This window comes from Streptomyces tricolor (genome assembly GCF_002155905.1).
GTDB classification, from domain to species: Bacteria; Actinomycetota; Actinomycetes; order Streptomycetales; family Streptomycetaceae; genus Streptomyces; species Streptomyces tricolor.
The window spans coordinates 1-11,080 of the sequence record NZ_MUMF01000198.1 but is presented as its reverse complement, the minus strand read 5'-3'; the positions used below and the strand labels follow the sequence as shown (position 1 = coordinate 11,080).

At 75.3% G+C, this 11,080-nt stretch carries 7 protein-coding genes and 1 pseudogene; 3 read left to right on the top strand and 5 right to left on the bottom strand.

From position 1 onward, the window contains the following. The coding region (locus tag CCN44_RS15295; protein ID WP_244203923.1) for a LysR family transcriptional regulator at nt 1-637 on the bottom strand (637 nt) is incomplete at its 3' end. Nucleotides 638-717: 80 nt separating this feature from the next. On the opposite strand from CCN44_RS15295, the pseudogene CCN44_RS45030 reads away from it, so the two are divergent. Together CCN44_RS45030 and CCN44_RS45025 are read left to right on the top strand one after the other, a co-directional pair. Further along, nucleotides 718-1,590: pseudogene (locus CCN44_RS45030) on the top strand (EamA family transporter); the annotation flags it as partial. 6 nt (nt 1,591-1,596) lie between these two features. Further along, the gene (locus CCN44_RS45025; protein WP_202430884.1) at nt 1,597-2,313 is read left to right on the top strand and encodes an NAD(P)-dependent oxidoreductase; all 717 of its coding nucleotides are present in this window, start codon (nt 1,597-1,599) and stop codon (nt 2,311-2,313) included. Here the strand turns inward: CCN44_RS45025 and CCN44_RS15285 are convergent. The 4 genes from CCN44_RS15285 to CCN44_RS15270 all read right to left on the bottom strand — a co-directional run bounded on the left by CCN44_RS15285 (nt 2,277) and on the right by CCN44_RS15270 (nt 9,557). Then, complete coding sequence (locus CCN44_RS15285; protein WP_086697941.1) at nt 2,277-3,443, bottom strand: alkaline phosphatase PhoX; 1,167 nt, start codon at nt 3,441-3,443, stop codon at nt 2,277-2,279. The two genes, CCN44_RS45025 and CCN44_RS15285, sit on opposite strands and share 37 nt — an antisense overlap. A gap of 147 nt (nt 3,444-3,590) precedes the next feature. Further along, on the bottom strand, nt 3,591-4,328 hold the full coding sequence (locus CCN44_RS15280; protein WP_086697940.1) for a thioesterase II family protein: 738 nt from the start codon (nt 4,326-4,328) through the stop codon (nt 3,591-3,593). Then, the gene (locus CCN44_RS15275; protein WP_237482351.1) at nt 4,325-6,166 is read right to left on the bottom strand and encodes a non-ribosomal peptide synthetase; all 1,842 of its coding nucleotides are present in this window, start codon (nt 6,164-6,166) and stop codon (nt 4,325-4,327) included. The genes CCN44_RS15280 and CCN44_RS15275 overlap by 4 nt, the downstream gene beginning before the upstream one ends. Before the next feature lie 193 nt (nt 6,167-6,359). Continuing rightward, nucleotides 6,360-9,557 (bottom strand): type I polyketide synthase, encoded by a 3,198-nt coding sequence (locus CCN44_RS15270; RefSeq protein WP_237482356.1) that lies wholly within the window; start codon nt 9,555-9,557, stop codon nt 6,360-6,362. Nucleotides 9,558-9,678: 121 nt separating this feature from the next. On the opposite strand from CCN44_RS15270, the gene CCN44_RS15265 reads away from it, so the two are divergent. Further along, nucleotides 9,679-11,080, top strand: a 1,402-nt coding sequence (locus CCN44_RS15265; protein WP_208639779.1) for an amino acid adenylation domain-containing protein, incomplete at its 3' end; no start/stop codon positions are given.

Here is an 11,080-nt window from a genome sequence, read left to right as displayed (position 1 = left end):
CCGCGGCGAACGCCTGGTCCGACTGGGCCCGGGCGGGCGTACCGGCCACGAAGTCCACGAAGGTCTCCTCGGCGATCTCCCGCAGCCCCACCCGGGCGGCCCCCGCGAGCCGGTGCCCGGCCGCCACGACCAGCACGTGTTCGTCGTGGTCGAGGACCACGCTCTCCACCCCGGAGGGCTGATCACCCTCCGGCAGCCCCAGGAAGGCGATGTCCACGTCCCCGCGGCGGATCGCCGCGGCCAGCTCGTCGCTGCGCCCGGACCGGAGCATCACCCGGACCTCCGGGTGCCGGGCCCGGTAGCGCTGCAACACCTCCGGTACGTCCACGGCGGCGGTGGTCACGATCACCCCGACCACGAGTCGCCCCCGGACCACCCCGCTCGCGGCGGACGCCTCGGCCACCGCCCGGTCGGCGGCGGCGAGCGCCTCCCGGGCCCGGGCCACGAACGCCTCCCCGGCGGCGGTCAGCTCCACCCGCCGGCTGGACCGGGCGAACAGCCGCACCCCCAACTCCCGCTCCAGGCCGGCGATCCGGTGACTGAGCGAGGACTGCACCACGTAACAGCGCTCGGCGGCCCGGGTGAAGTTACGGGTCTCGGCGACGGCGACGACGTACCGCATCTGCTGGAGATCCACGCATCCATCGTCGTGGTTCATGGTTGCGATGACAACCATGTCTTGGACGCATGGCCGCCGCCCCGCCGAGACTTCGGGACATGCCCCCGCACACCCACCGACCGGCCACCGTCCTGCTGACCGCCCTCGCCCCCGCCGCCTGGGGCACGACCTACGTCGTCACCACCGAACTCCTGCCGCCCGGACACGCGATGTCCGCCGGCCTCCTGCGCGCCCTGCCCGCCGGGCTGCTCGGCCTGGCGCTCACCCGTGTCCTGCCGCGCGGGGACTGGTGGTGGCGGGCCGCCGTCCTCGGCGCCCTCAACATCGGCGGGATGCCCCTGCTGTTCGTGGCGGCCGAACGGCTCCCCGGCGGGGTCGCGGCCACCCTGGGCGCCACCCAGCCGCTGCTGGTCGCCGCCCTGGCCGGCGCGGTGCTGCACGACCGGCCGACCCTGTGGCGCTGGACCTGGGGCGTGCTCGGCGTGGCCGGCGTCGCCCTCGTCGTCCTCGGCCCGCAGGCCCGTCTGGACCCGGTCGGCATCCTCGCCGGCCTCGGCCATACGGCGACCATGGCCGGCGGGGTCGTCCTCACCAAGCGCTGGGGCCGGCCGGCGGGGGCCGGCCCGCTGGCCCTGGCCGGCTGGCAGCTCACGGTCGGCGGGCTGCTGCTGCTCCCGCCGACCCTGGCGTTCGAGGGCGTGCCGCAGCGGATCGACGCGGGCGCCGTGGGCGGCTACGTGTGGCTCGGCAGCATGGGCGGGCTGATCGCCTACACCCTCTGGTTCCGCGGCCTCGCCACCCTCCCGGTGGGCGCCGCCGCGCCCCTGGTGCTCCTGTCGCCCCTGGTCGCCGCGGTCATCGGCGCGGCCCGGGGCGAGTCGCTGAGCCCGCTCCAGACCTGCGGCTTCGTCCTCGCCCTGGCGGCACTGCTGGCCGCGCAACTGAACCCACCGCACACGAGAAGGAGAACGGACGCGATGAAACCGCCCATGACGATCGCGGTCCTCGGCGCCACCGGCATGGTGGGCAGCCGGATCGTCGCCGAGGCCGCCGCCCGCGGACACCGGGTGCCGGCCCTGTCCCGGAGACCGGTGGGCGCGCACCCGGGCGTGATACCGGTCCCGGTCGACGCGGGCGACCCGGACGCCGTGCACGAGGCGCTGGCCCACTGCGGAGCGGACGCCGTCGTGGTGACCGTGCGCACCGACCCGGTGGACGAGGACTTCCTGCTCGGTGCCACCCGGACCGTCCTGGACGCGGGCGCCCGGCTCGGCCTCCGCGTCCTGGTGGTGGGCGGCGCCGGTGCCCTGCGCAGCCCCGGCGCCCCCGGCCTCCTGGTGGCCGACGACCCGGCCCACGTCCCCGCGCGGTGGCGGCCGGTCGCCGCCGCGGGAGTGGCCCAGCTCCGCGCCTGCCGGAGCCACCCCCACACCGACTGGGTCTACCTCAGCCCTCCGGCCCTCCTCGAACCCGGCCCCCGTACCGCCCGCTACCGCCGCGGCACCGACACCCTGCTCACCGCGGCCGACGGCCGCTCCTGGATCAGCGCGGAGGACCTGGCCGTGGCCGCGGTGGACGAACTGGAGGCCCCGGGGCCCGACCGGCACATCACGGTCGTCCACGCCGGCGGGGACCGGGAGCGGCCGGCGGCCTGCCGTCAGGCGGCCGTGCGGAAGGGCCCGGTGACCTCGTAGGTGATGCCGCCGGAGGAGCTTCCGGAGGTGCCGCGCTGGCTGGAGAAGTACAGCCGCCGGCCGTCGGGGGAGAAGGCCGGGCCGGTGATCTCGGACCCGGACTGGCCGTTGATACGCAGGAAGGGGGCGACGACATCGCCGGGCGTGATGATGCAGATCTCCATGTTGCCGCCGTCCTCGGCGACGAAGAGGTCGCCGGAGGAGCTGCCGGTGACGTTGTCGACGCCGGTCAGCGGAGCGGTGCCGTTCGTGACCAGGCTGTCGTCGTAGGCCAGTTCGTAGGTGCTGCTGAGCAGGTTGAGCCGCCAGACGCGGTTGTCGCCCTTGGTGGTGAACCACACGGTGTCGTTGGCGTAGTGGCAGCCCTCGCCGCCGTTGAAGATCTTGGCGCCGGAGACCTGGTCGCGGGTGTAGGTGGGGGAGCCGTCGGGGTCGGGCACGTTCGCCCAGGTGAACGAGCCGGTGGCGGCGGTGCCGGCGACCAGGACCTGGAGCGTGCCGGAGGACAGGTCGCCCCAGGTGGCGGGGATGAACCGGTAGAAGCAGCCGTCGGGCTCGTCCTCGGTCAGGTAGATCACCTTGCGCACCGGGTCCGCGGCGGCGGCCTCGTGCTTGAACTGCCCCATCGCGGGACGGCGGACGGCGGCCGTCGCCCCCCGCGGGTCGGTCTCGTAGACGTAGCCGCGGCTGACCTCCTCGCAGGACAGCCAGGTGTTCCACGGGGTGGCGCCACCCGCGCAGTTGTTGCGGGTGCCCGACAGGATGCGGTAGGCGCCCGTGACGGAACCGGAGGAGCTGAACCGGACGGCGCTCGCGCCGCCGCCGGTGGCCAGCTCGGAGTTGGAGACGTAGATCCAGCCCGTGCCGTCGGCGAAACACGCGCCGCCGTCGGGGGCGCCGTGCCAGGTGTACGAGGTGCCGGGCACCGTCTGGCCGGAGCGGGCGATGACTCTGCTGGTGAACCCGGACGGCAGCATGATGCCGTTGGCGTCGGCGGCCAGCAGACCGCCGTACGGACTGGTGCCGTTCTGGGCGGGGGCCGCGTAGGCGGCGCCCTGCATGAGGGTGCCGCCGAACACGGCGGCCGAGGTGCCGAACACGGCTCCGCGCAGGAAGGTGCGACGTTCCACAGCTACTCCTTCGTCGAGGAAGGGGCGGATGGCTTCGTGAGCGCCGCCGACTGGTCACAGGGACCGTAGGGCTCCTGACGACGGACCGTCAGGAGCCCTTGGGCCAACTCTGCGCGACCGGACGGTGAGCAGCCGGGGTCGCGGAGGTCAGCGGGAGCCGGGCCGCGGGGCGGCCAGGGTCTGGCGCAGCAGGGCGTACGGCGGGTCGGCGATGAGGTAGAAGTGGTTCCCGGGAACGCCGACCTCCCGCACGGGCCCCGTGCTCAGCGCGCTCCACGGGCGGCGGTCCGCATCCTCGTCCCGGTCGCCGACGATGGTGGTCACCGGGCAGGTGAGCAGCGGCTCGGCCGCCATCTCGTAGCGGTGGAACATGCGCCCGTCGGCGATCAGATACGGCAGGACCACCTCCTGGAAGATCGGGTCGGCGGCCATCTCCGCGTCGGTGCCGCCCATCCTGACCAGGTCCTCCAGCAGCCGGTCGGGGTCTTCCTCGGCGACGAGGCCGGTGGGCAGCGGGGCGTCCCGGGACCCCGAGGCGAACAGGTGGGCGACGGGCAGGCCCCGGCCCTGCAACGCGCGTGCCGTCTCCAGGGCGACCGGAGCGCCCAGGCTGTGGCCGAAGAAGGCGAGCGGCCGGTCCGCGAGCGGTTCGAGCGCGTCGGCGATGCCGGCGGCGAGCCGGACCAGGTCGTGCGGCGGTTCCTCGTCCAGGCGGTCGGCGCGCCCCGGGTACTGGACGGCGTACACCTCCGCCTCGGTCAGCGACGCGCCCCAGGAACGGTAGAAGGCGGCCGATCCGCCGGCGTGCGGGAAGCACACCAGACGCGTGGGCGCGTCCGGCCGGGCGGTCTCGCACACCAGCCAGCGTGCGGCGGAGGCGGTCACTGACGGGCCCCCTTCCGTGCGCGCTGCTGGCGGAGCCTGGCCGTCCGGGCCCTGCGGGCGGCCTCGGCGGAGCGGGACGGCGCCGCGTCCTCGTCCTGCTCGGGGCTGGTGCGCAGCAGGGCGACCTGTGCCGCCACGGTGGTCTCCTGGAACAGGGAGACGATCGACGGCCGCAGCCCGCAGTGCCGCTCCAGCGCGTCCTGCAACTGGAACATGGCCAGCGAATTGCCGCCCAGGTCGAAGAAGTTGACGTCCGGCGGCACGGTGGCCGCACCCAGCACCTCCGACCAGGCGGCGGTCACCCGGGCGGTGAGCGGATCGTCGGCCGGGTGCGCGGGCGCGGGAGCGGGGCGGTCGGCGGGCGGCTGCGCGGCGAGCGTCCGCAGCAGCGGGCGGTCGAGTTTGCCGTTGAGGTTGCGCGGCAGTTCCGGCAGGACCCGCAGCTCGCCGGGGACCATCGCGGGCGGCAGCTGCTCCGCGAGGGCGCGGCGCAGCGCGACCGGGTCCGCGCCCTCCCGCGAGGCGACGAAGCCGATCAGGCCCGCGCCGCGCGCGTCGGGCAGGACGGCGGCCTCCTGGACGCCGGGCAGCGGACGCAGCGCCGCCTCGACCGCGCCGAGTTCCACGCGGTGGCCGCGGACCTTGACCTGGTCGTCCGTGCGGCCGAGGAAGTCCAGCCGGTCGTCCGTGTTCCGGCGCACGAGGTCACCGGTGCGGTACATGCGGGCGCCGGGCTCGTCGGTGAAGGGGTCGTCGAGGAAGACCGCCGCCGTCGCCGCGGGACGGCCGTGGTACCCGCGGGCCACCCCGGGTCCGCCGATGAACAACTCGCCCTCCGCGCCCGGCGGCACGGGCCGGAGGGCGTCGTCCAGGACGTACAGCCGGGCGCCGGGGACCGGGCCGCCGATGCTGACCGGTCCGGGGCCGGTGAGGCGGTGGTAGGTGGCCCACACGGTCGTCTCGGTCGGGCCGTACTCGTTGATCAGCTCCACCGGGGAGGAGTGGACCGCGAAGTGCCGGTCGGCCAGTTCCTGCGGCAGGACTTCGCCCGCCACGATCACCTCCCGCAGGGAGGCCAGCGGGTCGGTGCCGGCGCGTTCGGCGGCGTCGAGCAGCAGCCCGTACAGGGTGGGCACGCACAGGATGCGGCTCACCCGGTGGCGGGCGGAGAGGGAGACCAGCCGGGCGGGGTCGCGCAGGTCGGCCGCCGACGCCACGACCAGGCAGCCGCCCGCCTGGAGGGTTCCCCAGATCCCGGCGACCGACGAGTCGAAGGCGAGCGGCGACAGCAGCAGGAAGACCGGCTCGCCCGGGTGGACCAGGAGGCGGGCCCGGGTCGAGGCGGTGAGGTTGCGGTGCTCGACGAGGACGCCCTTGGGCTCGCCTGTACTGCCCGAGGTGTAGATGAGGTAGGCCGGGTCCGCCGGGCCGGGCGTGGCGGCGAAGGAGTCGGCGGGGGCGGTGTCCGGTTCGTCGCCGGGGACGTCCGGGACGGTCACGACGGGCACCGGGGAGCCGGCCGCCCGGTGCCCTGCGTGTGCGGTGGCCACGACGGCCTTCACCCGGGCGTCGTCGAGGATCGCGGCGAGACGGGCGTCCGGCTGGGCCAGGTCGACGGGTACGTAGGCGGCGCCCGCGCCGAGGACGCCGAGCACGGACGCGATCATCGCGGCGGAGGGCTCGGCGAGGAGGGCGACCCGGTCGCCGGGGCCCACCCCGGCCGCGGCGAGGCGGTGGGACAGCCGCCGGGACCAGGTGATCAGCTCGCCGTAGGTGACGGCGAGGTCGCCGCAGCGCACGGCGACCGCCGCGGGACGGCCGGCGGCCAGCCGGGCCACCGCTTCGTGTGCGGGAAGAAATGGTTCTTCCGGTAGTGATACGCCGGTTATCGGGGCCGTGTGATGTATGGCCGACATGAGAAAAACTCCCCTTGTAAGGGACAGGGAAAGTGGAATTGGGTAATCCGTGCCGTGCGGGCGAACGGGGAAATCATTCGCCGGTCCGCTCGCCCATAAAGCTCCTGATGTGCGGTCAGCTTCCGGTGGTGTTTTCCACGTGCTCGTCCCGTATCCGGCGGACCACCGCGATATGGCCGTTCAGCGTGCGCCGGGTCAGCATCTCGCGCACGGGGACACGGATGCCGAACTCGCTGTTCACCCTGCGGATGAGCCGGGTGATCAGCAGGGAGTCGCCGCCCTGGGCGAAGAAGTCGGCGTCCGCCGGGACCTCGTCACGGCCGAGCAGCTCCGCCCAGATCCGGGTCACCGCCTCCGCCGGGTCGACGGCGACCGGGGCCGGGCTCCCGGCCTCCGGCTCCTCGCGCGGCGGTGCGGGGAGGGGAGAGGGGGCCGGGTCCGGCGCGGGCGAGGGGAGCGCCTCCGGGGCCACCGAGCGCGGTCCCGCGAAGGGGTAGCCGGGCAGCCTGGTCCTGCGCCCGCTGCCGGTCAGCCCGCCGAGCGCGACCGGCTGCCCCAGCGTCCACAGGGCGCCGACGCCGTCGAGCGCGCCGGCCCCCGGGGCGTCCTTGGCCGCGTCCAGGGCGACCACGGGGAAACCGGCCGCCTCCGCCAGCGGCGAGAGGGGGCGCCCCGGACCGATCTCCACGGCCAGGGCACCCGGCACCCGCTCGGCCAGCGCGTCGAGGGCGGCGCCGAACAGCACCGACCGCCGGACCTGCGTCACGAACAGGTCGCGGGGGAGAGCCGTACCGGGCGCGGCGATCCGGCCGGACACGTTCAGCGCGAGGGGAAGGACCGGCGGGCGCAGTTCGATCCGCTCCATGGCGCGGGTGAGTGCGGGCAGCGCGGGCTCGATCAGCCGGGAGTGGCCGGCGTGGGTGTAGCGCAGGCGCCGTACGAAGAAGGTGTCGCCGATCCGCCGCAGGTACTCCTCCACCTCGGCCACCGGTCCGCCCAGCACGCAGGACTCCGGGCCGTTGACCGCGGCCGCGTCGAGGCCGAGACCCCACTCCTCGGCGAGCGCGAGGGCCTGCTTCACCTCCGCCCCGACGGCCAGCATCGCGCCCTCCGGGCAGTCCTGCATGGCCCGGCCGCGCGCCGCCACGAACGCCGCCGCCTCCTCCAGGCCGAAGACCCCGGCCACGGTGGCCGCCGTGATCTCGCCGGAGCTGTGCCCGCACACCGCGGCCGGCCGGACCCCCAGCTCCGTCAGCGCGGTCGCCGCCGCGAGGCCGACGGCGAACAGGGCCGGCTGCGCCAGCGCGGGCCGGTCCAGCTCGGCGGCGGGGAAGTCCGGGTCGGACACCGCCTGCCGGATCCGCTCCGCCGACGGGGACGGGAAGGCCGCGAGACACCGGTCGAGCGCCCGGCGGAACCCGGGGAGGGCACCGAACGGCGCGGCCATGCCCGGGCGTTGCGCGCCTCCGCCGGGGAAGAGGAAGACCACCGGCGCGGGGCCTGTCACCGGCGCGGTGCCCCGGGACACCCGGGACCGGCCGGCCAGCCGCTCGGCGACCTCGGCGCTCGTCCGGCCCGTGACCGCGAGGCGTTCGCCCAGGGCCACGCGCCCGTCGGCCAGCGTCGCGCAGACCTCGCCGAGATCCGGGTCGTGGTCCCTGAGGTGGGCCGCCAGACCGTCGGCCAGGCGCCCGAGCGCCCCCGGATCCGCCGCCGACAGCACCACCAGGCGCTCGCGCGGCGCCTGTGCCGTGGCGGGTTCGCGTGGTGTGTGCGCCTCGGAGGGTTCGTGCGGTGTCCGGGCCTCGGCGGGTTGGTGCGGCGCCCCCGCCTCGGCGGCGGCCGGCTCGCGCGGTGCCTGTGCCGTGGCGGGTTCGTACGGTGTCTGGGCCTCGGAGGGTTGGTGCGGCGCCCCCGCCCCGGTGGCGGCCGGCTCGCGCGGCGCCTGTGCCGCGGCGGGTTCGCGCGGCGCCCCCGCCCCCGCGGCGGCCGGCGGGCGCGGCGGGGCCTGTTCGATCACGACGTGGGCGTTGGTGCCGCCGATGCCGAACGCGCTCACCCCGGCGCGGCGCGGACCCGCCCCGGTCCAGGGGACGGCCTCGGTGGGCAGGTACAGGGGGCAGTCCTCGGTCTCCAGCAGGGGATTGCGGGCGGTGAGGCCCGCGACGGGCGGGATCGTCCCGCTGCGCACCACGAGCAGGGCCCTGATCAGCGCGGCGACTCCCGCGGCGGCGTCCAGGTGGCCGATGCTGGCCTTCAGCGCGCCCACCGCCACACTGCCCGGCCGGGCCCCCGCCCCGCGCAGCGCGGCCCCGGCCGCCGCCCACTCGATGGGGTCGCCGATCCGGGTGCCGGTGCCGTGGGCCTCCAGGTAGCCGAGGGAGCCGCCGTCGACCTCGGCCGCGCTCAGCGCCGCGCCGATGACCCGCTCCTGCCCCGTGGCGGACGGCGCGTAGTAACCGGCCTTCGTGGCACCGTCGTTGTTGATCGCGCTGCCCAGGATGACGCCGTGGGGCTCGGGGTCGTCCGCGGTGACGTCCGACAGGCGGCGCAGCACCACGGCGCCCGCGCCGGACCCGGCGATCACCCCGTCCGCGTCGCGGTCGAACGGCCGGCAGACACCCGTGGCGGACAGCACGCCGCCCGGCTGGTGCAGATGGCCCGCCTGGGGGTAGCCGAACCCGGCCGCCACCACGAGGGCCTGGTCGCAGTCGCCGCTGAGCAGCGCCTGCACCGCCAGGTGGACGGCCACCAGCGAGGAGGAGCAGGCGGTCTGCACGGCGAACGCCGGTCCGGTCAGGCCCAGTTTGTAGGCCACGCGGCTCGCCATGAAGTCGGGTTCGGTCCCGTGGATCACGTCGTCCAGCAGGCCCGGATCGAGATGTCCGCCGCGGACCATCGCGCGCAGATACCCGCTGCCCGTCATGGACGCGTAGACGCTGGTCGTGCTCGTGTCGCCGCCGCGGGGCGCGACCCCCGCGTCCTCCAGGGCGTTCCAGGCCACCTCCAGCATCCAGCGATGCTGCGGGTCCATGAGTTCCGCCTCGCGCGCGCGGATCTGGAAGAACTCGTGGTCGAAGCGGTCCCAGTCGTCGAGATGGCCGCGTACGGGCACGTAGTCCGGGTCGGCGGCCAACGCGGCGGGCACGCCGGCCGCGAGCAGTTCCTTCCGCGTGTATCTCCTGCTGTGCACACTGCCGCGGAGCTGGGAATCCCACCATTCGGCGATTCCGCGGGGACCCGGGAACCGCATTGCCATGCCGGTGACGGCGATGTCCAAGGAGCGATCCCGATGCGTCACCACGTCCCCCATCATGCCGGCGGAAATCCGAGCCCTGCGATCATGGCATCCAACTCCTTTTTAGGAAAGGGAGGTTGGCAGGAAAGGATCGGTCATGGCACCGTCGTACGCTCGGAATGCGAAGGGGGTCGACGTGGTGCAGTCGAATGCCGCGCGGGCGGCGGGAGTCACCCGGGAAAAGGCGGGGGAAGGACTGCACGACGTCTTCGCCGCACACGCGCGCGCCCGGCCGAGCGACACGGCCCTCATCGCCCGGGACGCCCGGGTGTCCTACGGCGCGTTGGACGCCCGCGCCGAGGAACTGGCCGGCCGGCTCGCCGCCGCCGGTGTCGCGCCGGGGCACCTCGTGCCGATCCTGCTGCCGCGCTCCGCCGACCTGGTCGCCGCCCTGCTGGCCGTCCTCAGACTCGGTGCCGCGTACGCGCTGCTCGACCCGGACTGGCCGGCCGCCCGTCTGCACACGGTGGTCGAGCAGCTCCGGCCGCCGCTCGTCGTCGCCCGGCCGGGCACGGCGGCGGACCTGCCCGCGCCGCTGTGGACGCCCCCGGCCGGGGACGGCACCGGGGAGGTCCCCGCCCGCGCCGCGGTGCCGGTACGGGGCTCCGACGCGGCGTGCGTGTTCTTCACCTCGGGCACCACGGGACGGCCCAAGGCGGTGATCTCTCCGCACCGGGCGACGGCACGGCTCTTCCGGCCGGGCACCTTCGCCCGCTTCGACCGGGACACGGTCGTCCCGCTCGCGGCGGCCCTGCCGTGGGACGCGTTCTCCCTCGAACTGTGGGGCGCGCTGTACAACGGCGGCACCTGCGTCCTGACCGACGAGCCGTTCCTGACGGCCGACGCCCTGCGCGCGATGGTCGCCGGCCACGGGGTGAACACGGTGTGGCTGACCAGCAGCCTGTTCAACCTGATCGTCGACGAGGACCTGACGGCGCTGACCGGCCTGTCCCAGGTCCTGACCGGCGGGGAGCGCCTGTCCGCGCGGCACGTCGCCCGCTTCCTCGACCGGTTCCCCGACACGGCCCTGATCAACGGCTACGGCCCGGTCGAGAGCACGGTGTTCGCCACCACCCACCGCGTCACCCCCGCGGACTGCGCCCGCCCCGACGGCATCCCGCTGGGCCGTCCGGTGCCCGGCACCCGCGTCGTCGTCCTCCAAGGCGACCGCCCCTGTGCGCCCGGGGAGCCCGGGGAGATCTGCGTCGCCGGCGACGGCCTCGCCCACGGCTACCTCGGCGAACGGGATCTGACCGCCGAGAAGTTCACGCACGTCGACCTCGACGGCGAGCGGGTCCGCCTGTACCGCACCGGGGACCTGGGCGCCCAGGACGAGAACGGCGTCCTCCACTTCCACGGGCGGCTCGACCGGCAGGTGAAGATCCGCGGCAACCGCGTCGAACCGGCCGAGGTGGAACGGCAGATCGAGCACCTGGTCCCGTACGTCGCCCACTGCCGGGTGCTCCCGCGCTGGAACGAACTCGCCGGCGCGCACGAGCTGGTGGCCTTCTGCGTACCGCGCCGGTCCGACGGCGCCC

Bases quoted from the DNA above. Each gene is read 5' to 3' on its own strand.
- CCN44_RS45025 (WP_202430884.1), top strand. From the start codon at position 1,597: ATGAAACCGCCCATGACGATCGCGGTCCTCGGCGCCACCGGCATGGTG.
- CCN44_RS15270 (WP_237482356.1), bottom strand. From the start codon at position 9,557: ATGGGGGACGTGGTGACGCATCGGGATCGCTCCTTGGACATCGCCGTC.